We start from the raw sequence: 22,910 nt of genomic DNA on the forward strand, positions 1-22,910 counted from the left end.
CCTGGTGGAAGCCGCGGCAACGGCTGGCGTGGCGCACCGCCGCATCAGAGTGACACGGCGGCGGCCCGGCGCTTACGGTGCGATATAACCCAGACGCGCCTTCAGCGATTGCGGACGGCCTTCGAACAATGCCGCGTAGTAGACCGTGTTGGACAACACATTCTTCACGTAGTCGCGCGTTTCCTGGAACGGAATCGCCTCGGCAAAGATCGCGCCTTCAACCGGACGCTGCAACGATTGCCGCCAGTTGCGCGGACGGCCGGGGCCGGCGTTATAACCGGCGGTGGCCAGCACGGCGGACCCGTCGAATTGATTGTAGATCATCGACAGATAGTTCGTGCCGAGCAGGATGTTGGTGTTGATGTCGTTCATCTGCTCACGCGAAATCGGGCCGAGGCCGATCTTTTTCGCCACCAGTTGCGCGGTGCCCGGCATCAACTGCATCAGACCGCTCGCACCGACTTCCGAGCGCGCGTTCATGATGAAGCGCGATTCCTGGCGAATCAGCCCGTACGCCCATTCGACGTCGAGCCCATTCGACTGCGCGTCGCGCTCCACGATGTCCTTGAATGGCGACAGATAGCGCAGCGAGAAATCGTGTTCGCTCTTCGTGCGATCGGCCGTGTTGACGGTGCGGTCATACAACTGAATCCGGCGCGCGTATTCGGCCACAGCGAGCAGTTGCCGGTCGCTCATGTTGCGCAGCGGCCAGTTCCACTCGCGATTGCCTTCGAGCCGCAGATTCAGCGCATAGAACCGCTGCGCCAGATCGAAGCCCGGCGTGTTGCCGGCCTGCTGGATTTCCGCGTCGGTCACAGTCGTTTTCGGCGGCACGGTGATCTTCTGACCAAGCTCTTCCGAAGCCAGTTGGCCGTAGAAATTGAAGCCTTGCGAGATCGACGCGAATTCCTGGTTGGCGGCGGTCGTGTCGCCAGCCTGCTTGAGGGCCCGGGCATGCCAGTACACCCACGACGGCTGGTTGCGCAGCCCCGCCGGCATCTGTTCGATCGACCAGCGCACCATCGTCCAGTCGCCCGCAAGCAACGCAGTACGCGTGCGCCACTCGTACGCCGGGTTCGACAGCGGCGCATTCACCGAGAGCCGGTACCAGTCGACCGCGCTCGGCATCTGCTTGACCGCGGCCTGGTAGGCAATCGTGCCCCAGCCGATGGCCCGCTCGGGCGAGCTCAGCGACGGCGCCACCGAGGCAAACGTGGCCGCGGCCATGGCCGGGTCGTTGCGCGCCATGCGCGTGATCGCGAGCAACGCGAGTTGATGCGACTGCGTATCCGGACCGACGCCGCGTGCCAGCAACAACGGCGGCGTACTCGTGGCCTGGCCGAACAGCACCGGATCGGGCGGCTGGTTGCTGAGCGCATCGACAAGTTTGCTGCCGGTGCTGGTGTAGTTCTGCTCGTAGGCGAGACGGATCTGCTGCCACACGTCGTCGGAGGTGAGCTGCTGGTTGACTGCCAGCGAGGTAATCAGATCGACGCAGCCGTCGCCGTACCACTTCGGATCGACCAGCAGCGCACGCGCCGCGTCGGCAACGTTCTCACCGTGCGCAGCGCGCGATTCGAGCGCGTAGCACTTCACCTGCGTATCGTCGTTCAGCACGAAGCGCGCGTATTGCTGATCGAAGTTACGCCAGTCGTGACGTGCGCCGAGCACCGTGAGGTAGTCGTTGCGCAGGCGGTCGGCAATGGCCTGGCCGTCGTACTTCTGCAGGAACGCCAGCACGGGCGCATCCGGCGCGTCAATGCGCGCATGGCCGCTGGAATCGAACAACTGGGGCTTGATCTGGAAATACTCCAGATACGAAGGCGCAGGATAGTTCGGGATCATGCTCGCCAGTTGCGCTGCGCGCGCCGCGTCATTCGTGCGGGCGGCTTCGCGAAGCTGGACGAAAATCTGGTCGTCGTTCGTAAGCGGAGAAAGGGGAACGGGCTTGATGGCGGAGGCCGTACTGCATGCGACGAGTGCCGCAGCGCCAAGCGCCAGAGCGACCGCGCGATATACTTGATAGAGGCGTTTTGACATCGTTGTTTCTGGAGCGCGAATTGATCCCAAGCATAGCATGCAACCCCGTCGCGGAATCGAAAAAGGCGCTGCGTCGAATGCTATTGGAAGCAAGGCTACAAGCGGCTTCCGAGCCGGCACGCAATGCCGCGCTCGGCCGCCGGATTCTCGACGCGTTGAAGCACTATGGCGCGCGCAGTGTCGGATTCTATTGGCCGCTGTCGGGCGAATTCGACGCGCGCGCCGCGATCGCGGTCTGGCTCGCGGCAGACGCGCAACGCGAGGCGAGCTTACCGGTCGTCAAGGAGCGCGGCGCACCGCTCGAATTTCACGCATGGGCCCCGGATACGCCGATGAAGATCGGCCATCACAAGATCGCCGAGCCCACCTCGGGGCGCGTCGTCATTCCCGATCTGCTATTTGTGCCGTGCGTCGGCTTTGACGCCGACGGCTACCGGCTCGGTTACGGCGGCGGCTACTACGATCGCACGCTTGCCGGCTGGCCGGGAGCGAAGAAACCCGTCACGCTCGGCATCGCATATGAAGCATGCCGCACGGACGCGTTGCAACGCGAGACCCACGACATCCCGCTCGATCTGATCGTGACGGAAGCCGGCTGCTACCCACCCCTGGCGGATTAAGCGTTTGACGAGCACGGCGTGAGGCGCGCCCTCCATTCACCGCCGCGGCCCAACCCCGTTATAAAGACGCCGCTGCCCGCGCGGCCGTGTCGTACAGTCCGGACGCATTGCGCATCAGTTGCGCCGCCTCGCCGATCTGCTCATTGGTCATGCCGCTTTCCTTCAGCGTCGAAATCAGGCAGCTCTCGCGCACCTCGCGGTACTTCAGACAGAGTTCCCGGCCGGCATCGGTGGCCGAGAAGAACACTTCCTTGCCGGTCTTTTCGCTTTTTACATACCCTCTAGCTACAAGCTTCTTCAACGCGTAGGTGGCGACGTGGGTGTCTTCGATGTTCAGCACGAAGCAGATGTCGGCCAGTTTCTTGCGCCGTTCGCGATGGCTGACGTGGTGCAGCAACGAGACTTCGATCGCGGTCATGTCTTTTTCGCCGGCTGCCGACATGCAGCGCACCATCCAGCGGTTGAACGCGTTGCCAGCCATGATCAGTGCGTACTCCAGCTCGGATAACTCCGCGCTTGTGTCAGACACGAGATGTTCCGAAGAGACGATCTTGGTAGGGTGGCGCGACATGGTGAAGTTTCTCGAAAAACACGAAGGGAAGGTGTCGGGAGTGTACGACGAGCAGCCCCTTCCCGGGAGCCTGGCGAAAACGCTTATTGATAATTTGTCGATATTTTATTGATAATGTACTCTTCAAACATCGCGAACCCCATCCCGACGAACACCCATGGGGTCCGATATGTTCGACAATTCCGACTCGACCAGGGCCATGAAGCGATGAGCCAACCAAGAATCTTTCCGTTCGGTGATGCCGCGCTAGTCTGCGAGGCGCCGCCGCCTGCCACGCTGGAATGCCAGCGGCGCGTGTGGGCCACCGCCGAGGCCGCGCGCGACTGGCCGCACGTGCTGGAGGTCGTGCCGGGCATGAACAATCTGACGCTCGTATTCGATTCGCTCGAAGCCGACCGGGACGCGCTGGTGAACCATCTGCAAGCGGCCTGGGACGCGGTGAGCGACACGCCAGCAACCGGCCGCGAGGTCGAGATCCCGGTGCAATACGGCGGCGAGTTCGGACCCGACCTGCGGGCGGTCGCCGATCACACCGGCCTGAGCGTGCGCGAAGTCGTGCAACGTCATGCAGCGGGCGAGTACGTAGTGTTCTTTCTCGGCTTCCAGCCGGGTTTCGCCTATATGGGCGGGCTCGACGAGACGCTGCATACACCGCGCCGTTCGTCGCCGAGGCTGGAAGTGCCGGCCGGTTCGGTCGGCATCGGCGGTGAGCAGACCGGCATTTATCCGGCCACCTCCCCCGGCGGCTGGCAGTTGATCGGCCGCACCGAACTACCGCTGTTCGATCCGGCCCGGCGCCCGCCCACGCTGCTGCAACCGGGCGACCGGGTGCGCTTTACCATTGCGGGGATACACGCATGATCGATGTGATCCGCGCGGGCCTCCTGACTACGATTCAGGACCTCGGCCGTCACGGCTACCGGCACCTAGGCGTCGCGATGGGCGGTGCGCTCGACCGTTTGTCGCTCGAAGTCGGCAACCGGCTGGTCGGCAACCGGCCCGATGCGGCCGGCCTGGAAATTACCTTCGGCCCGACCGTGCTGCGCTTTCTGCGCGCCACGCGCGTGGCCATCACCGGCACCGAATTCGGCGCGACGCTCGACGGCAAGCCGGTCTATTCATGGTGGAGCCTGCCCGTGCAGGCCGGCCAGGAGCTGGTTCTACAGGCCGCCAAACGCGGTATGCGCGGCTACGTCTGCGTCGCCGGCGGCATTGACGTTTTGCCGATGCTCGGCTCGCGCAGTACCGATCTTGCCGGCCAATTCGGCGGACTCGGCGGCCGGGCGCTGCGCGACGGCGATCGTCTGCCGGTCGGCGCGCCGCCCCAACGCGGCCATCTCGGCTTCACCCCTGAAGCGCCGGAGTTCGGCGTGAAAGCGCCGGCCTGGTGCAAGTTCGTGCTGGTTCACGAGCCACTGCGGCGCGGCCGGCATCCATCCGGCGTGCCTTGGGCCGTGCCGATCCGCGTGCTGCAAGGCCCCGAGTACGACAGCTTCACTGAAGCAGCGCACGAATCGTTCTGGTCCGACGAATGGCTGGTTACGCCAAACAGCAACCGCATGGGCTACCGTCTCGCCGGCAAGCAACTGAAACGCAGCCAGAAAAGCGATCTGCTCTCGCATGCGGTGCTGCCTGGCACGATTCAGGTTCCACCGAACGGCCAGCCGATCGTGCTGATGAGCGATGCGCAGACCACCGGCGGCTATCCGAAAATCGGCGCCGTGATTCAGGCCGACCTGTGGAAGCTCGCCCAGGTTCGCCTGAACGCCTCCATCCGCTTCATCCCGACTACGGTCTACGAGGCACGCCAGGCGCTACTGGAAGAACGTACGTATTTGCGGCAGATCGACGCCGCGATCGCCATGCACGAGGAACGCTGCGCGCGCCAGCCGGCGGTCGCAGCGCTGTAACACTAAGTAGAGGAACACCATGGAAATCGATTTGAACGCCGATCTCGGCGAAGGTTGCGGCTCTGACGAGGCGCTGCTCGACCTCGTCAGTTCGGCCAACATTGCGTGCGGCTGGCACGCGGGCGGCGCCAACGCCATGCGCGACTGTGTGCGGTGGGCGGTGCAAAAAGGCGTGTCGATCGGCGCGCATCCAAGCTTTAACGATCCCGAGAATTTTGGCCGCAAGGAAATGGACCTGCCGGCCAACGAGATCTACGCGGGCGTGCTGTATCAACTCGGCGCACTGTCGGCCATCGCGCAGGCCGAGGGTGGGCGCATCGCGCACGTCAAACCGCACGGTGCCCTTTACAACCAGGCTGCGCGCGACGCGAAGATCGCCGACGCGATCGTCTCGGCGGTCCATGATTTCGATCCGTCGGTCGCGGTGTTCGCGCTTGCCAACAGCGGCCTCGTGACCGCCGCGCGCGAAACGGGCCTGATCGCCGTTGAAGAAGTATTCGCCGACCGCGGTTATCGCGCCGACGGCTCGCTGGTGCCGCGCAAGGAGCCGGGCGCGCTGCTCGACGACGAAGAGGTGGTGCTGGCGCGCACACTCGCCATGGTGCGGGAGCGCCGCGTGCAGGCCGTGGACGGCCACTGGGTGCCGCTCAACGCGCAAACCATCTGCCTGCACGGCGACGGTCCGCACGCGTTGGCATTCGCACGGCGCATCCGCAGCGCGCTGGAGGACGCCGGCATTGAAGTACACGCAGCAGGCGCCGCGAGCGTCTGAACCGCGCGGACTCGCGCGAACCCGGCAGCGTGAGTCGACCCATTGCCGTGCCCTGAACGCCCCGCTCCTTGCGGGGCGTTTGCCAGGTGCAGGAGGGTTTGCAGTACCCGGAGTGGAACAACACCGTCGAATAACAAAAAGCAGCAGGTGCAGGTGTAGTCGAAGCAACGCGGCCAGCAAGAGCCGTGGCAACAAAACGGCGCGAGGATCATCAAGCGCCGGCACACGTTAGCCGCCACAAGCGGCGAGGTTGAAACCCTGTTTGGAGATCCAGATGCAGACAACAGTCAGTCTATGGCCGCTCATTGGCGTGGCCGTCATCATCGTCGGCTTTTTATTACGGTTCAATCCGATGTTGATCGTGGCGGTTGCCGCGATCGTCACCGGTCTGGCCGCGCACTTCCCGCCCGAAAAGATCCTCGCCGAAATCGGCACCGGCTTCATCAAGACCCGCAATATTCCGCTGATCATCCTGCTGCCGCTGGCCGTGATCGGTCTGCTGGAGCGGCATGGCCTGCGCGAGCGCGCGCAGGCGTGGATCGGCGGCATCAAGGCCGCGACCGCGGGACGTTTGCTGATCGTCTATCTGCTGGTGCGCGAGCTGACCGCCGCTGTCGGCCTGACCGGTCTTGGCGGTCATCCGCAGATGGTGCGTCCGCTGATCGCACCGATGGCCGAAGGCGCGACTGAAACGCGCTTCGGCAAAATCAGCGACGCGGTTCGCTTCAAGCTGCGCGCCTTCTCCGCGGCGACCGACAACGTCGGCCTGTTCTTCGGCGAGGACATCTTCGTCGCGTTCGGCGCAATCGTGCTGATGACGACCTTCCTGAAAGAAGCGGGCATCGTCGTCGAGCCGATTCACGTGGCCGTCTGGGGCATCCCGACCGCGATTTGCGCATTCATCGTTCACGGCTTCCGCCTCTATCTGCTCGACCGCAGGCTCGAGCGCGAACTGCGCGGCAATGCCGCAGCGAACACCGCCTCCATTTCGCCGACGCAACCCGCCGCTGGAGACAAAGCATGACGCTCACGATTACCTATCTGTTCTGGCTGCTGGGCGTGGTGCTGCTCGTCATCGGCGGCATGATCGTCACGGACAAGGAGCATCCGCGCCGCTTCACCGCCGGCGGCTTCTGGATTCTTTACGCACTGATCTTCCTGATCGGCGACAAGCTGCCGCCCTCCGTGGTCGGTGTGCTGGTGATCGTGATGGCGCTGGCTGCGGGCTTCGGCGGTGTGACCGCGGCCAAGCCGAAGCTGCTGTCACTCGAAGCACGCAAGGCTAGCGCCGCGCGGCTGGGCAACAAGCTGTTCGTACCCGCGCTGACGATTCCGGTCGTCACCGTGCTCATTACGCTGTCGGCCAGCCATCTGATCTTCGGCGGCATACCGTTGATCGAGAAGGCCAATGTCACACTGATCGGCTTCGGCATCGGCTGCGTGATCGCGCTGGCGATTGCCTGCGTGATGACGCGCGATACCGTCGGCCAGTCGATGAAAGAAGCGCGCCGCCTGGTCGATGCATTGTCGTGGGCAGCGGTGCTCCCGCAAATGCTCGGCATGCTCGGCCTCGTGTTCTCGGACGCCGGCGTCGGCAAGGCGGTCGCTCACGTGACCACGGCCTATATCAGCCTTGACTACCGTTTTATCGCCGTGGCTGTGTACTGCATCGGCATGGCGCTCTTCACGATGGTGATGGGCAACGGTTTCGCCGCATTTCCAGTGATGACGGGCGGCGTCGGCGTGCCGATTCTGGTCGGCGTGTTTCACGGCAATCCGGCGGTGATGGTCGCGATCGGCATGTTCTCGGGCTACTGCGGCACGCTGATGACACCAATGGCCGCGAACTTCAACATGGTGCCGGCGGCGCTGCTGGAATTGCCGGACAAGAATGCGGTGATCAAGGTGCAGGTGCCGACCGCATTGACCTTGCTGGTCGTGAATATCTTCCTGCTGAATTTCCTGATGTTCCTGTAGGACTGTTGGCCAGGCCACGCGAGAAGTACCGGTATCGCACCGGATTGTCGCGCTGGCCGGCGTAGTTCCATAAACCGTGGCAAATGGACGCCGCCGAATTCGGAGGCGTCCGATCGTCAGGAACGGGGCCAAAACATAAGCTGGTGGATGGTCTCCCATCCACACGCGCCGGCGCGGGCACCGCATGCCGCTGGCGCTTTCCAGCAGGCCCTCATGGAACATCAACCTCAATCCGATACCGCGAGCACCGGTACGCCACCCTCCGCTTACCTCGCCTCGGTGCTCGACGCCGCGCTCGAAGAACACCTGGCTGGCCGGCTCGATTCCGCTGAACCGCTCTATCGCGAAGCCCTCGTGCTCGATCCCGCACAGGCCCAAGCGCTGCACTACTTCGGCGTGCTCCAGCATCAGCGCGGCAACCACAGCTTCGCTGCGGAACTGATGAGCGAGGCGCTCAAGCTCGATCGCACCAATGCCGCCTGCTGGAGTAACCGCGGCCTCGTGGCCGCCGCCCTCGGCCATCCGCAGGAGGCCATGATCTGCTACGACCAGGCGTTGCAGTTGCAGCCGGATTTCGCCGACGCGCGCAACAACTTCGGTGTCGCGCTGCAGGCGCAAGGCGCGTTCGACGAAGCAATCGGGCAATATCGCCTGGCGCTTGCCGCGAACCCGCTATTCATCGACGCGCTTCTGAACCTCGGCACGGCGTTCAGCAAGCTCGACCGCTATGACGAAGCACTGGTGTGTTATCAGGACGTGCTGACACTCGACCCGCAATCGGCGGAAGCGCACTTTAACGCGGGCAATGCACACACCGCGCAGCGCAATCACAGCGCTGCCATTGCCAGCTTTCAACAAGCGCTGCTGTTGCGCCCCAGTTACGCCGAAGCGCATGTCAACCTCGGCAGCGTGATCGGCAAGCTCGGCGACTACGCCGGCGCCGAAGCCCATTATCGGCAGGCAGTCGCGCTCAAGCCGAACCCAACCAATCTGGTTTGCCTTGGCGGCTCGCTTGGCGCGCAAGGCCGTCTCGACGAGGAAGAAGGTCCCTACCGCCATGCGCTGGCGCTTGACCCCGACTACGCAGACGCGCATCAGAACCTCGCGTGGCTGTTGCTCAAGCGCGGCGATTACAAGCAGGGTTGGGCGGAGTTTGCAAAGCGCTGGCGCAAGCGCGACTACGAAGCGATCGCGGTGCCGAACGTCGCCGAATGGCATGGCGAGCCGCTCGACGGGCGCCGCCTGTTGGTGATCGGCGAACAGGGTTTCGGCGATCACTTCCAGTTCCTACGCTACGCGCGTGAACTCGAACAACGCGGCGCCACGGTGGATCTCTGTGTTCGCGAGCCGCTGCTGCCGCTGGTCGGGCGCATTCCTGGCGTGCATCGCGCGTTCAGTGGCAAGCCCGATAGCGAGTATGACTTCTGGGTGCCGCTGATGAGCGTGCCGTCGTGCGTCGGCACCGAACTGTCGACCATTCCCGCTGCCGTGCCGTACATGTTCGCCGACAAGGCGAAGATCAAGACATGGCGCAAACGGGTGGCTGCAGCCGACCAATCGAAACGCAAAGTGGGTCTGGTGTGGGCCGGCAGTCCGACATTTGGCAACGATCGTTATCGGTCGGTGGTTCTGGCCGACCTGGCCGCGCTAGGCGAGGTGAAAAACATTGCCTGGTACCCGCTGCAGAAAGGCCCGGCGCACGATCAGCTGGCCGATGCGCCCAAAACTTTCCGGCCCCACGATTTCACCGCCGATCTGCACAACTTCGACGACACCGCCGCGCTCATCATGAATCTCGATCTGGTGATTGCGGTGGACACTGGCGTGGCCCACCTTGCTGCCGCGCTGGGAAAACCGGTCTGGGTGCTCCTGCCCGCCAACTCGGACTGGCGCTGGCTCGAAGAGCGCAGCGATTCGCCGTGGTATCCGACCATGAAACTATTCCGGCAGACGGCCTTGGGCGATTGGGCGCAGGTGGTCAAGCGGGTGTCGGAAGAATTACGCGACACTGGGCCTTAAGGACGACGGCGCTGCGCGCCAGCATGTAGGCGCGCAACAACTTGTTGATGCGCGTCTGATAGCCAGCGCCCTGCTCTTTGAACCGGTTCAGCACATCCGCAGCATGGCTCGGCGACACTCATCCCGCATCGACCACGAACCCGTGCTGCCGCAGCAGTTGCAGCACACCCTTGCGGCCGCCCAGATGCAAGGCGCCGATCGCCACGAACACCGGCTTGTTCGGCCCGGCGATCAGCAGCATCCGCGACACGAAGCGCCGGTTACGCTCGTACACGATCTTGTTGTCGATCGAATCGGAGACGCGCTTGTCGCGCGCCAGCTTTTCGGACTTCGCGGCCTGCCAGGCCGCAATCGCGTCGGCATCTCCCACGCGCCACAACCGATGCAGCGTCTTCACATCGTCGACATTTTCCGCGGGTGTCTGCACCAGGTCCTGCGCGAGCATTTCGCGCTGTTGCGCGAGCGTAAGCCCAGTGAATGCGCGCATCTGCTGATGCAGCGTCTCGAGGCCGACGATCTTGCCGCGCGTCCTGATATACACGTTCTGCAACTGCGCTTCCGTGCCGTACTCGGTCTGCAAACCGGCGCTCAACGAATCGTAGGTTTCGACCACCAATGACGCGAGCCACGGCCGCATCTTCTTGATTTCATCCAGCGCCGCGGGATTGCCGCGCAGGCGCGCGGCCAGTTTGTGCCACAAAGGCTCGGGTAACAGACCCGGCAAGCAGTCCCGGCGGCACACCCCGTACTTCGACACGTCGTCTTGCGAGACCAGCAGTTCGTCGGGGGAGAGTTCGAGCGCCAGGGTCGGCGAGGCGATCAGCGCGCCGAGAATCGGTGCGCGGAACGGCTGCTGGGGCGGATAGTCGGCGGGGTCGCCGACGTGCAACGTGCCAAGCACGTAGATGGTCGTAGTGCCGCGGGTCGCGACATAGAACGGCATGCGCGCCGGTTGCAAACGCACCGGCCCGCTCGCGGTAGTGCCCGGCGTGGCGGGCGGGGGATTGAAACCCGGCAGGGTGGCGCGCGGCGGCGCCGGCAGATTGGGCACCGGCATTGCCGGCCGCCCTGCCTGAGCAGGCGTATTGGCGGCTGCCCCGGCGGCATGTGCGACGCCGACTGGTGCCACGCTCAAATGAAAAACAGCACAAACGCCGAGGAGCGCGGCACCGGTCAGTGCACGCGCTCCCCAGCGCCGCGCGGAAGCAACGTGGCGGCCGTCATCACGCGAGCGGCGCGTAAGACGACGCGCCGCCACTGCATCAGGCATCCACGTCCCCCACCTCCTCGGCACGGTGACACGACACCTGACGGCCATCCACTTCACGCAACTTCGGTTCTTCGCTGCGGCACCGGTCGATCACATACGGGCAGCGCTGATGGAACGTGCAGCCCGACGGCGGATGCAGCGGCGAAGGCATTTCACCTTGCAGCTTGATCTTGATGGTGCGATCCGCTTCGAAAATCGAAGGCGTGGCCGACATTAGCGCACGCGTGTACGGATGACGCGGGTTGGAGAAAATCCGCTTCTTGTCACCGAGTTCCGCCACGCCGCCGAAGTACATCACCATCACATCGTCGGCGATGTGCTCCACCACCGACAGATTGTGCGAGATGAACACGTAGCTGGTCTTGAACTGCTCCTGCAGATCCATGAACAGATTGAGAATCTGCGCCTGGATCGACACGTCGAGCGCGGACACCGGTTCATCGGCGACCACGATCTGCGGATCGAGGATCATCGCGCGCGCAATCGCCACACGTTGACGCTGACCGCCCGAGAACATATGCGGATAGCGCTTTGCATGCTCCGGACGCAGGCCGACCGTGCGCATCATCTGCGCGATACGTTCCGCGCGTTCGGTCGAGCTCAATTGCGTGTTGATCGCGAGCGGTTCGCCGAGCGTCTGCTCAACGGTCTTACGCGGATTCAGCGAAGCAAACGGGTTCTGAAACACCATCTGCACGCGCCGCCGTAGTGCGGCGATCTTCGCGTGATCGGCGCCGGCCACGTCTTCGCCGTCGATCAACAGGCGGCCCGCGCTGGGCGCTTCGATCATCGTGAGTTGACGTGCGAGCGTCGATTTGCCGCAGCCCGATTCACCAACCACCGCCAGGGTCTTGCCGCGCTCGAGCGCGAACGAGACACCGTTGAGCGCCTTCACCGTGCCGGACGCGAACAGCCCGCGTTTGACCGTGTAGTACCGCGCCAGCTTGTCGGCAACCAGCACGTGATCGCCCGCATGGTCCGACTGGCGCCGCGGTTCGAATACTGCGTTCATCGTGCGCCTCCATGGGTGTGAACGTTGGCGTCGCCGCTCAGGTTCAGGGGTTTGATGCAGCGCACGCGCGCCACTTCGGCGTGACCTTGCATCGGCGCCAACGCGGGGCGCGCCTTCATGCAATCGTCGACCACGTACTTGCAGCGCGGCGCGAAGAGACAGCCTTTGGGACGGTCGTCACGCCCCGGCACCATGCCCGGCAGCGCGGCGAGCCGCACCGCGCCCACATTGTGCTCGGGAATTGCCGCCAGCAACGCCTCCGTGTACGGATGATGGGGCGCGGCGAAGATATCCGGCACGCGGTTGGTTTCGATCACTTCGCCAGCGTACATGACCGCGACACGCTGCGCGACCTCGGACACCACGGCCAGATCGTGCGAGATCAGCACGAGCGCCATGCCGCGTTCCTTCTGCAGCTTGATCAGCAGCTCCATGATCTGCGCCTGGATCGTCACGTCGAGCGCGGTGGTCGGCTCATCGGCGATCAGCAGCTTCGGGTTGCAGGCAATCGCCATCGCGATCATCACGCGCTGGTTCATGCCGCCCGACATCTGATGCGGGAACGAGCCGATACGGCCTTTCGGGTCGGGAATGCCGACCTGGTCGAGCAACTCCAGCGCGCGTTTGTCCAGTGCGCTGCCGCGCAGACCTTCGTGCAGCTTGAGCACTTCCTTGATCTGATAGCCGACCGTGTAGCTCGGATTCAGACTGGTGAGCGCGTCCTGGAACACCATCGCGATGTCTTTGCCGATGATCTTGCGGCGCTCGCGCGCGCTTGCCTTCAGCAGATTCTTGCCGTTGAAGGTGACTTCGTCCGCGGTGACTTTGCCCGGCGCGTCGATCAGGCCCATCAGCGCCATCATCGTTACGCTCTTGCCCGAACCCGATTCGCCGACCACGCCGACCACTTCACCCGGCGCGACATCGAGGTTGATCCGGTCAACGGCGGGCAGGCCGTTGAAATTCACCGCCAGATTGCGGATGGTCAATAAACTGGTCATTTCAGGCCATCCGTTTCAGTTTGGGATCGAGTGCGTCGCGCAGCCCGTCGCCGAGCAGATTGATTGCGAGCACCGAGATCAGGATGGAAAGACCCGGCATCGTGACGATCCACCAGGCGCTGTCGATATAGTCGCGCGCCGAGGCCAGCATCGCGCCCCACTCCGCCGAAGGCGGTTGCACGCCGAGACCGAGAAAGCCGAGCGCCGCGGCATCGAGAATCGCCGACGAAAAGCCCAGCGTAGCCTGCACGATCAACGGCGCGGTGCAGTTCGGCAGCACTTGCGAGAACATCAACCGCAGCGTGCTCGCGCCAGCCACGCGCGAAGCCGTCACATACTCTTTCTGCAATTCGCCTTGCGCCGAAGCACGCGTCAAACGCACATAGCCCGGCAACGCGACGATCGCAATCGCCAGCATCGTGTTGACGAGACCCGGACCGATGATCGCGACCACGGCAACGGCGAGCAGCAGCGAGGGCAACGCGAGCAGCACGTCCATGATGCGCATGATCGGCGTGTCGGCCCACTTCTCGAAGAATGCCGCGATCAGACCGAGCACGATGCCCGGAATCAGCGCCAGCACCACCGAGACGAAGCCGATCCAGAACGACAGGCGCGCGCCGTACATCAAGCGCGAGAGGATGTCGCGGCCCGCTTCGTCGGTGCCGAGAATGAACTTCCAGTTGCCGCCGTCGAGCCATGCGGGCGGAATCTTGACGAAGTCGCGATACTGCTCGATCGGGCTATGCGGCGCGATCAACGGCGCGAAGATCGCGATGAAGATCAACGTCAGTACAACGATGCCGGCGCCGACCGCGCCACGGTTGCGTGAGAAATTCGCCCAGAATTCACGGGCGGCTATTGCGCGGCCACTGGGGGGTGTGACCGACTGGGGGACTGTGTTTTGAATGTCTGCCATGGCCAGTTACCTCGTATGGCGAATGCGCGGGTTCAGCACGCCGTACAACAGATCGACGACGAGGTTCACAACGATCACCAGCGTAGCGATCATCAGGATACCGCCCTGCACCACGGGATAATCACGCCGGCCGATCGCGTCGATCAGCCACTTGCCGATACCCGGCCACGAAAACAGCGTCTCGGTCAGCACCGCGCCGGCCAGCAGCGTGCCGACCTGCAGGCCGATCACGGTCACGACCGGAATCAGCGCGTTACGCAACGCATGCACGACGATCACGCGCGCGGGCGACAAGCCCTTCGCGCGTGCCGTGCGGATGTAATCCTCGCGCAGCACTTCGAGCATCGACGAACGCGTCATGCGCGCGACGACCGCCAGCGGAATCGTGCCGAGCACGATGGCCGGCAGGATCAGATGGCTAAGCGCGGATTTGAACGCGCCTTCATCGGTGGACATGAACGCGTCGATCAGCATGAAACCGGTCACATGCGGAATGTCGTATTCGACCGCGATGCGGCCCGACACCGGCGTCCAGCCGAGATCCACGGAAAAGAACATGATGAGGATCAAACCCCACCAGAAGATCGGCATTGAGTAGCCGGTCAGCGCCGTGCCCATCACGCCGTGATCGACCACCGTGCCGCGCCTCAAGGCCGCGAACACACCCGCCGGCAAGCCGACGATCAGTGCGAACAGCATCGCGCAGAACCCCAGTTCAACAGTGGCGGGAAAACGTGCGAGGAATTCGCCCATCACGCTGGTATTGGTGATGATCGAGGTGCCGAGGTCGCCATGCATGGCGCGGCCAACATAGTGGATGTACTGCATGGGCAAGGACTCGTCGAGCCCGAGGCGATGCAGCGCGGCGGCATGCATGGCGGGATCGACGCCGCGCTCGCCCATCATCACTTCGATGGGGTCGCCCGGGATCAGGTGAATCAGCGCAAACGCGAGGATCGTGATGCCGATGAAGGTCGGTATCACCATGCCGATGCGGCGCAAAACGAAGCGGAACATGGTTCGTCCCTATGGTCTTGATGAAGAAAAAACGCAACCGGCGACGAGGGCTTGTGACCCCGGCCGCCGGACCATTTCGACCAGTTTTCTAACCGTGCGAAAAGCTACTGCGTAAGCTTGACTGTATTACCTTTACTTGACGCTGACGCCGTCGAAGCGCGCATAACCGAGCGGCTCGATACGCATGTCGACCACCTTCTTGCTGACAGGCTGGTACACGGTCGAGTGAGCAATCGGCGAGAACGGCAGTTGCTGCGCGAAAATCTGTTGCGCCTGCATGTAGGCCGTCGTGCGTGCACCCTGATCGGACGTGACGCGTCCCTTCTGGATCAGATCGTCGAACGGCTTGTAGCACCACTTCGAGAAGTTGTTGCCGTTCACCGCTTCGCAACCGAGCAACGTGCCGAGCCAGTTGTCCGGATCGCCGTTGTCGCCGGTCCAGCCGATCAGCATCGTGTCGTCTTCGCCTGCGTGAGCGCGCTTGATGTATTCGCCCCATTCATACGTGACGATCTTCGCCTTCACGCCGATCTTGGCCCAGTCGGCCTGGATCATTTCCGCCATCAGACGGGCGTTCGGGTTGTACGCGCGTTGCACCGGCATCGCCCACAGCGTGATGTCGAAGCCATTCGGATAACCGGCCTTGGCCAGCAGCGCCTTGGCCTTGTCAGGATCGTAGGACGCGCTCTTCAGGTTCTTGTCGTACGACCATTGGGTCGGCGGCATCGGGTTCGTCGCGGCCTGGCCTGCGCCTTGATACACCGACTCGATGATCGCCTTCTTGTTGATCGCCATGTCGAGCGCCTGACGCACTTCGACCTTGTCGACCGGCTTGTGCGTCACGTTGTATGCGAGGTAGCCAAGGTTGAAGCCCGGCTGCGACGGCATCGCGATATTCGCTTCAGCCTTCAGCGGCGCGATGTCGGCCGGACGCGGATAGCTCATCACCTGGCATTCGTCGCGCTTGATCTTCTGTACGCGCACACCGGCGTCCGGCGTGATCGAGAAGATCAGCTTCGAGATCTTCACGTCGTTCGGCTTCCAGTAATCCGGATTGCCATCGAAACGGATCGTCGCGTCTTTCGTGTAGCTGCGGAAGATGAACGGGCCCGTGCCGACCGGATACTGGTTGATATCGGCGGCCTTGCCGGCCTTCAGCAGTTGATCGCCATATTCGGCCGACAGAATCGACGCGTATTCCATCGCCATGTTCTGGATGAACGGCGCGTTGACTTCCTTCAGCGTGAACTTGACCGTGTACGGATCGACCTTTTCGACGCTGGTGATCAGCTTGTCGAGGCCCATGTCCGTGAAGTATGGGAATTGGACCGGGTATGCCTTACGGAACGGCTGATTCGTGTCCAGCATGCGCTGGAACGTGAACAGGACGTCGTCCGCATTGAATTCGCGCGTCGGCTTGAAGAACGACGTGGTCTGGAACTTCACGCCATGACGCAGATGGAAGGTGTAGGTCTTGCCGTCTGCGGAAACATCCCACTTTTCGGCGAGGCCCGGCTCGACCTTGGTGCCGCCGCGCTCGAATTCGACGAGACGGTTATAGACGGTGAACGTATTCGCCGTGAAGTCGGTGCCCGTGGTGTATTGGGCCGGATCGAAACCCGCGGGGCTGCCTTCTGAGCAGTAAACGAGGGTTTTGTTCGGAATCTCGGCACGCGCGATATTTGCGCCCACCATCGATGCCGCTGCAGCTGCGACGAGCGTCGTAACACGCGCGGCGCGCAACAGATTGTTTTGCTTCATGTTTCCTCCAAGTTCGAGGCTGGCTGACGCCAGCGTAGCGCGATATTACTTGAGCTTGGCTCGCCCCAACAAGCGGAGGAAAATACCCCCGTTGACGATCGGAAACAGATAAGGCATAAGAGCGGCCGCACGCCGGCACTGACCGGAACGTGCGCCGTTGGAGGCGGACCCGGCAAAAAAGCGGTCCGCGAACCGTTGCTGGCGGCTATTTCAGGCCGACACCCATGAATTGCGTCGGGCCGAACGGGTCGATCCTGAAGCCCGTGACGTCCTTGCTGATCGGCTGGTAGACCGTGGAGTGGGCGATCGGCGTGAACGGAACCTGCTGCTTGAAGATCTCCTGCGCCTCAATATAGTCCTTGGTGCGCTCGGTGAGATCGGTAGTGCCACGCGCTTTCCTGATCAGGTCGTCGAAAGGCTTGTAGCACCATTTGGAGAAATTGCTGCCTTTCACCGCATCGCAGCCGAGCAACACGCCAAGCCAGTTGTCAGGATCGCCGTAGTCCCCCGTCCAGCCGATCAGGATCGCCTCGTGCTCGCCGGCATGGGCGCGGCGGATGTACTCACCCCACTCGTACGTGGCAATCGTCGTCTTGACGCCGATCTTCGCCCAGTCGGCCTGCAGCATTTCGGCCATCAGGCGGGCGTTCGGGTTGTAGGGCCGCTGCACCGGCATGGCCCACAGGGTCAGGTCGAAGCCCTCCGGGTAGCCGGCCTCTTTCAGCAAGGCCTTGGCCTTGTCGATGTCGTAGGGCGCGTCCTTCAGGTTTTTGTCGTAGCCCCATTGAGTCGGCGGCATGGGATTGGTCGCGATTTGCCCGGCACCCTGATACACCGACTCGATGATCGCTTTCTTATTGACCGACATATCCAGCGCGCGTCGCACCAGCACGTTGTCGAGTGGCTTTTTCGTCGTGTTGTAGCCAAGGATGCCCAGGTTGAAGCCAACCTCGCTCGGCATGGCCAGCGCAGGGTCGGCCTTGATCTGCGGAATATCCGCGGGACGCGGATAGCTCATCACCTGACATTCACCACGTTTCAGTTTCTGCAACCGCACGGCGGGATCCACGGTGATGGCGAAGATGAGCTTGCCAACTTTCACGATGCCCGGTTTCCAATAATCGGGATTGCCGTCGAAGCGAATCGTGTCGTCCTTGGTGTAGCTGCGGAAAATGAACGGTCCGGTGCCGACCGGATATTGGTTGATATCGGCGGCCTTACCGGCTTTGAGTAGCTGATCCGTATACTCCGCCGACAGAATCGATGCGAACGGCATCGCGATCTGCTGCAGGAACGGTGCATCGACCTCTTTTAGCGTGAAACGCACCGTGTACGGGTCCAGCTTCTCGACCTTGGCAATGTTCTTTGCCAGTCCGAGATCGGCGAAGTAGGGAAACGGCACCGGGTACGCCTTACGGAACGGCTGGTCCGGGTCCAGCATCCGCTGGTAAGTGAAGACAACGTCGTCTGCATTGAATTCGCGGGTGGGCTTGAAGAACGCGGTGGTCTGAAACTTCACGCCGTGCCGCAGGTAGAACGTGTATTGCAAGCCGTCCTGCGACACATCCCATTTCTCGGCGAGGCCCGGTTCGATATCGGTACTGCCGCGCGCGAACTCGACAAGACGGTTATAGACCGTGTACGAAGCGGCGGTAAATTCAACGCTGGTGGTGTACTGCGCGGAATCGAAACCAGCCGGACTGCCTTCGGAGCAGAACACGAGGGTTTTGTCGGGCAAGCTGGCCGCGTCGGTAGCGGCCGGCGCGAGGCCGGCCGCGAGGACCGCGCACGCGCTCAACACTGGCAGGCAGGTATGGCGAACTGCAAACAGCAATCGATGTACTGTCATCACGTTCTCCGCACGGCAGCCAGGTCAGCTGCACCCCGATCATAGATAGCGCAAAAATCGGGTTCAATGCGGGCTTACACGACAGCGGGGAAACGCCTGGTGGCGCATATTTGCTGCAATGCAGCAAATACTTCAGCGCGGGTTCACGCCCGGGATTTTCTGTCCGCGATGGTTACATCGCATAACCGTGCGAGATAACTCGGCGAGATTGCCCGGTGCGAAAAAAAACCGCGCGGTTCGATCAACCGCGCGGGTTTTTTATAACGCTGTCTGGTCAGGCTTCAGGCGCCCGCCCGGACGTCAAGCGCCCAGCCGTTCGCAGATGGCCTTGGTCGCGGCCGCGCCATTGAGCGTGTAGAAGTGCAGACCCGGCACTTTCGCGTCGATGAGACGCTCGCACAGGTCCGTCACCACATCCAGCCCGAACGCGCGGATCGACTCGCGGTCGTCGCCGAAGCTTTCCAGACGGCGCGCGATCCAGCGTGGCACTTCCGCCCCGCACATCTCCGAGAAACGCATCAGCTGCGAAAAGTTCGTGATCGGCATGATGCCCGGCACGATCGGCACGTCGACGCCAAGCTTGCGCGCGTCGTCGACAAAACGGAAATAGGCGTCCGCGTTGAAGAAATATTGCGTGATCGCCGAATTAGCGCCGGCCTTCACCTTGTGGGCGAAGTTTTCCAGATCGTGACGCGGCGAGCGCGACTGCGGGTGGTACTCCGGATAGCCGGCCACTTCAACCCAGAACCAGTCGCCGAACTCGGCGCGGATAAAGCTCACCAGTTCCGACGCATAGCGCAGCTCGCCGACTTCGCCCATGCCGGACGGCAGATCGCCGCGCAGCGCGACGATATGGCGGATGCCATGCGCACGGTACTCGTTGAGGATCGCGCGCAGGCTCTCTTTCGACGAGCCGATGCACGACACGTGCGGCGCCGCTTCGAGCCCTTCCTTGGCCATATCGACGACGGTATCGAGGGTGCCCTGTTGCGTCGAGCCGCCGGCGCCGAACGTGACGGACACGAACTTGGGCTTGAGCGGTGCAAGCTGCGCGCGGGTGGCGCGCAGCTTGTCGACGCCTTCCTGCGTTTTCGGCGGGAAGAATTCGAATGAAAGTTCGATCGGGTTCATGATTCAGTAGATCAACCGATGCTGCGGTTGCCAAAAATAAGCGCGGACAGCAGCCACGAAACGATGCTGTACAGAATCGAACCGAAGAACGCGGACCAGAAACCCGACACTTCGAATCCCTTCAGCAGCGACGCGCACAGCCAGAAGCACAGCGCATTGACCACCAGAATGAAGAGTCCGAGCGTGACGATCGTGACGGGCAGCGTCAGCAGGATCAGCACCGGTCGCAGGATCGTGTTGATCAACCCGAGCACCACCGCGACGATCAGTGCGGTGCCGAAACTGCGGATATGAATCGACGGTACGAGGTAGGTGATGATCAGCAGCGCGAGTGCGTTGATCAGCCAGGTCAGCAGCACGGTCATGTAGAGCTCCTTTGAGGCAGGATGTCCGTTTGAACGGCGCGAGGCGGGCATGGCGAACAAAGCGGCGCTTTGCGCGCCGCCCTGTTGTCAAACTGTCATGCTTTGAAACCGCCCGCGTGCTTAATATTACCTAGAAGCGGTTACTTGGCCGCTACTTAGTAACGGTAGTGGTTCGGCTTGAACGGACCGTTCTTGTCGACGCTGATGTAGCTCGCCTGATAGTCCGACAGCACTGTCAGTTCCGCGCCGATACGGCCCAGATGCAGACGCGCGACCTTTTCATCAAGGTGCTTCGGCAGCACATAGACCTTGTTTTCGTACTTGTCGCCGTGCACGAACAGTTCGATCTGCGCGATCGTCTGGTTCGTGAACGAGGCCGACATCACGAACGACGGGTGGCCCGTTGCGCAACCCAGATTCACCAGGCGCCCTTCAGCCAGCAGGATCACGCGCTTGCCGTCCGGGAAAATGATGTGGTCGACTTGCGGCTTGATGTTTTCCCACTGGTACTTGCGGGTCGAGGCAACGTCGATTTCCGAATCGAAGTGACCGATGTTGCAGACAATCGCGTTGTTGCGCATGGCCGCCATGTGATCGTGGCCGATCACGTGGAAATTGCCCGTCGCCGTCACGAAAATGTCGGCCTTGTCGGCGGCATATTCCATCGTCACCACGCGATAACCTTCCATCGCTGCCTGCAACGCGCAGATCGGATCGATTTCCGTGACCCACACCGTGGCGCCCAGACCGCGCAGCGATTGCGCGCAACCCTTGCCCACGTCGCCATAACCGGCCACGACCGCGATCTTGCCCGCGATCATCACGTCGGTCGCGCGCTTGATACCGTCGACCAGCGATTCACGGCAGCCGTACAGGTTGTCGAATTTCGACTTGGTGACCGAATCGTTCACGTTGATGGCCGGGAACGGCAGGCGCCCTTCCTTTTCCATCTGATACAGACGATGCACGCCAGTCGTGGTTTCTTCCGTCACGCCCTTGATGTGCGCGAGACGCGTGGAGTACCACACCGGGTCTGCGTCCAGATGACGGGCGATCGACTTGTACAGTGCGACTTCTTCTTCGTTTTCCGGCTTCGAGATCACCGAACGGTCTTTCTCGGCCTTCGAGCCGAGGATCAGCAGCAACGTGGCGTCGCCGCCGTCGTCGAGGATCATGTTGGCGAATTCGCCATTCGGCCATTCGAAAATGCGGTGCGAGAATTCCCAGTATTCGTCGAGCGATTCGCCCTTGAAGGCGAACACCGGCACGCCGCCTTCCGCGATCGCGGCGGCTGCATGGTCTTGCGTCGAGAAGATATTGCACGAGGCCCAGCGCACGTCCGCGCCGAGTGCCGTCAAGGTTTCGATCAGCACGCCGGTTTGAATCGTCATGTGCAACGAACCCGCGATGCGCGCGCCCTTCAGCGGCTGTGAGCTCTTGTATTCCTCACGCGTTTGCATGAGACCGGGCATTTCGGTTTCGGCGATGTTCAGTTCCTTGCGGCCCCAGGCTGCAAGCGACATATCGGCGACGAGGAAATCCTGCTTCTTGTTTGAATCGAGAACTGCGGCGTTCATCACGCCCTCCTTTCTAAAAAATTGACTAGAAATTTGACGTGAGCGCGGTTCGATGCGGTGGCTGGAAACGCGCAATGCGCACCCTGGCCCTCCGATTGAAGCCTCCGAGCCTGGCGGGCGGCCGGCGAATAGCTGGATTCGCAGTACCCGTCGCAACGCTCCTCGAAGACGAACGGCGATTGTAGCAAATCAAGATGGCTTCGGGGTGACGCTGGCCGTGCGCAATTGTTCGATTCCCGCGCGGGCGGTTTCGACGAACTGCCTCGAAAACCGGAATGCATCGGCCACATCGGCCGGGTTCGGAATCTGCATGCCAAGCGCGACACGGAAATAACGTTCAGCGTGAATGCCGGCGTGATAGTGCATGCGCACGCGCTTTGCATCGGTCAGCCGCCGGTTGCCGAAAAGCTCGCGCAACGCCCATGAAAACGCGCCGTCTTCGCCGCCAAGGCGGCGAAACGCGTCATCCATCGGGAAGCCACCGAGTGCGGCGTACGCCGCGCGGCGGATGATCAGGCTGCTCGGCACGGTATTGCTAAGCGTTGCAGCATGCATCGCGAAGTCGGAATGGCCGGTGAGTTCGGCCGGAAAATCCGTGTAGTCGACGTCGAGCCGCACGGAGACGTCCTGCGGGTTCTGCGCGAGAAACACACTCGCGGCGGCTAATGCGCCGGGCAGGTATTCGTCGTCGGCATCGAGAAAGGCGAGCAGACCGTGAGCCGCATGCATCGCGCCCCAGTTGCGTGCGCGGGCCGGGCCGCCGTTGTGTGGCATCCGCAATAGACACACGCGAGGGTCGAGATTCCCATAGTGCGCGGCCAGGTCGGCGGAGGTATCTGTGGAGCCGTCGTCCACCACGATGATCTGCGCGGCTTCCGGCTGAGCGAGGCAACTCCGGAGCGCACGGGCGAGCGTCGCCGCGCCGTTGTAGCAGGGAATGATGATCGAGATGGGCGTCATGGGACAAAGCGGGCGCTGCGGGCCGAACGGTAGAGAACCGTCGATGGTAGCCCGCTTGTGACGAGGCCCATCCTGGAAAGGCGGCAGCCCCGCCCCCCGGATGGACCGGTCCGCAACATAAACACAATGACTTACAATC

21 protein-coding genes and 1 riboswitch are annotated in these 22,910 nt (G+C 62.6%); of the genes, 7 read left to right on the forward strand and 14 right to left on the reverse strand.

The genetic code is table 11. The features are described from left to right. Positions 1-72 precede the first annotated feature (72 nt). Complete coding sequence (locus tag GH665_RS20130) at positions 73-2,040, reverse strand: lytic transglycosylase domain-containing protein (RefSeq protein ID WP_153137773.1); 1,968 nt, start codon at positions 2,038-2,040, stop codon at positions 73-75. Between the two features lie 77 nt (positions 2,041-2,117). Between GH665_RS20130 and GH665_RS20135 the strand changes: the two genes are divergently transcribed. Continuing rightward, on the forward strand, positions 2,118-2,660 hold the full coding sequence (locus GH665_RS20135; RefSeq protein WP_246216249.1) for a 5-formyltetrahydrofolate cyclo-ligase: 543 nt from the start codon (positions 2,118-2,120) through the stop codon (positions 2,658-2,660). A 58-nt stretch (positions 2,661-2,718) separates the two neighbouring features. Here GH665_RS20135 and GH665_RS20140 read toward each other — a convergent pair whose 3' ends face one another. Further along, complete coding sequence (locus tag GH665_RS20140) at positions 2,719-3,231, reverse strand: winged helix DNA-binding protein (RefSeq protein WP_074281926.1); 513 nt, start codon at positions 3,229-3,231, stop codon at positions 2,719-2,721. Positions 3,232-3,438: 207 nt separating this feature from the next. Here GH665_RS20140 and pxpB point away from each other — a divergent pair, with 207 nt between their 5' ends. The 6 genes from pxpB to GH665_RS20170 all read left to right on the forward strand — a co-directional run bounded on the left by pxpB (position 3,439) and on the right by GH665_RS20170 (position 9,909). After that, positions 3,439-4,092 carry a 5-oxoprolinase subunit PxpB gene (gene pxpB, locus GH665_RS20145; RefSeq protein ID WP_030102348.1) on the forward strand — a complete coding sequence of 218 codons (654 nt, stop codon included), beginning with the start codon at positions 3,439-3,441 and terminating at the stop codon, positions 4,090-4,092. Then, positions 4,089-5,141, forward strand: coding sequence for a 5-oxoprolinase subunit C family protein (locus GH665_RS20150; protein ID WP_153137778.1), 1,053 nt, complete (start codon positions 4,089-4,091; stop codon positions 5,139-5,141). The genes pxpB and GH665_RS20150 overlap by 4 nt, the downstream gene beginning before the upstream one ends. A 19-nt stretch (positions 5,142-5,160) precedes the next feature. Next, entirely contained in the window at positions 5,161-5,913 is a 753-nt protein-coding gene (gene pxpA, locus GH665_RS20155; RefSeq protein ID WP_153137779.1) for a 5-oxoprolinase subunit PxpA, read from the forward strand. 274 nt (positions 5,914-6,187) lie between these two features. Then, the gene (locus GH665_RS20160) at positions 6,188-6,937 is read left to right on the forward strand and encodes a DUF969 domain-containing protein (RefSeq protein WP_153137782.1); all 750 of its coding nucleotides are present in this window, start codon (positions 6,188-6,190) and stop codon (positions 6,935-6,937) included. Next, positions 6,934-7,890, forward strand: coding sequence for a DUF979 domain-containing protein (locus GH665_RS20165; protein ID WP_153137783.1), 957 nt, complete (start codon positions 6,934-6,936; stop codon positions 7,888-7,890). Before GH665_RS20160 ends, GH665_RS20165 begins: the two co-directional genes overlap by 4 nt. 213 nt (positions 7,891-8,103) lie before the next feature. Continuing rightward, positions 8,104-9,909: a tetratricopeptide repeat protein gene (locus GH665_RS20170; protein WP_153137785.1), complete on the forward strand. Its 1,806-nt coding sequence runs from the start codon at positions 8,104-8,106 to the stop codon at positions 9,907-9,909. Here the strand turns inward: GH665_RS20170 and GH665_RS20175 are convergent. From GH665_RS20175 to GH665_RS20230, 12 genes are all read right to left on the reverse strand, one after another. Next, on the reverse strand, positions 9,869-10,027 hold the full coding sequence (locus GH665_RS20175; protein ID WP_153137786.1) for a BrnA antitoxin family protein: 159 nt from the start codon (positions 10,025-10,027) through the stop codon (positions 9,869-9,871). The genes GH665_RS20170 and GH665_RS20175 overlap by 41 nt on opposite strands. After that, positions 10,028-11,179, reverse strand: coding sequence for a TraB/GumN family protein (locus tag GH665_RS20180; RefSeq protein WP_153137789.1), 1,152 nt, complete (start codon positions 11,177-11,179; stop codon positions 10,028-10,030). It abuts the gene before it with no gap. After that, a complete protein-coding gene (locus GH665_RS20185) occupies positions 11,172-12,191 on the reverse strand; it encodes a peptide ABC transporter ATP-binding protein (RefSeq protein WP_028198550.1) in 1,020 nt (339 codons plus the stop codon). The genes GH665_RS20180 and GH665_RS20185 overlap by 8 nt, the downstream gene beginning before the upstream one ends. Beyond that, positions 12,188-13,192 (reverse strand): ABC transporter ATP-binding protein, encoded by a 1,005-nt coding sequence (locus GH665_RS20190; RefSeq protein WP_030102356.1) that lies wholly within the window; start codon positions 13,190-13,192, stop codon positions 12,188-12,190. The genes GH665_RS20185 and GH665_RS20190 overlap by 4 nt, the downstream gene beginning before the upstream one ends. A 1-nt stretch (position 13,193) precedes the next feature. Further along, positions 13,194-14,111, reverse strand: a complete 918-nt coding sequence (locus GH665_RS20195) for an ABC transporter permease subunit (RefSeq protein WP_153137791.1) — start codon at positions 14,109-14,111, stop codon at positions 13,194-13,196. A gap of 6 nt (positions 14,112-14,117) precedes the next feature. After that, positions 14,118-15,128, reverse strand: a complete 1,011-nt coding sequence (locus GH665_RS20200; protein ID WP_153137793.1) for an ABC transporter permease subunit — start codon at positions 15,126-15,128, stop codon at positions 14,118-14,120. Positions 15,129-15,260: 132 nt separating this feature from the next. After that, complete coding sequence (locus GH665_RS20205) at positions 15,261-16,889, reverse strand: ABC transporter substrate-binding protein (protein ID WP_153137794.1); 1,629 nt, start codon at positions 16,887-16,889, stop codon at positions 15,261-15,263. Positions 16,890-17,094: 205 nt separating this feature from the next. After that, a complete protein-coding gene (locus GH665_RS20210; RefSeq protein WP_153137796.1) occupies positions 17,095-18,738 on the reverse strand; it encodes an ABC transporter substrate-binding protein in 1,644 nt (547 codons plus the stop codon). Between the two features lie 300 nt (positions 18,739-19,038). After that, positions 19,039-19,869, reverse strand: a complete 831-nt coding sequence (metF, locus tag GH665_RS20215) for a methylenetetrahydrofolate reductase [NAD(P)H] (RefSeq protein ID WP_153137798.1) — start codon at positions 19,867-19,869, stop codon at positions 19,039-19,041. Between the two features lie 11 nt (positions 19,870-19,880). Then, positions 19,881-20,234, reverse strand: a complete 354-nt coding sequence (locus tag GH665_RS20220; protein WP_028198543.1) for a phage holin family protein — start codon at positions 20,232-20,234, stop codon at positions 19,881-19,883. 155 nt (positions 20,235-20,389) lie between these two features. Then, positions 20,390-21,811, reverse strand: coding sequence for an adenosylhomocysteinase (gene ahcY, locus GH665_RS20225; RefSeq protein ID WP_153137800.1), 1,422 nt, complete (start codon positions 21,809-21,811; stop codon positions 20,390-20,392). Positions 21,812-21,844: 33 nt separating this feature from the next. Continuing rightward, positions 21,845-21,981, reverse strand: a riboswitch (S-adenosyl-L-homocysteine riboswitch). A 19-nt stretch (positions 21,982-22,000) separates the two neighbouring features. Then, complete coding sequence (locus GH665_RS20230) at positions 22,001-22,771, reverse strand: glycosyltransferase family 2 protein (RefSeq protein WP_153137802.1); 771 nt, start codon at positions 22,769-22,771, stop codon at positions 22,001-22,003. Positions 22,772-22,910 lie beyond the last annotated feature (139 nt).

The sequence above is a fragment of the Paraburkholderia agricolaris genome (assembly GCF_009455635.1).
Taxonomy (GTDB): Bacteria; Pseudomonadota; Gammaproteobacteria; order Burkholderiales; family Burkholderiaceae; genus Paraburkholderia; species Paraburkholderia agricolaris.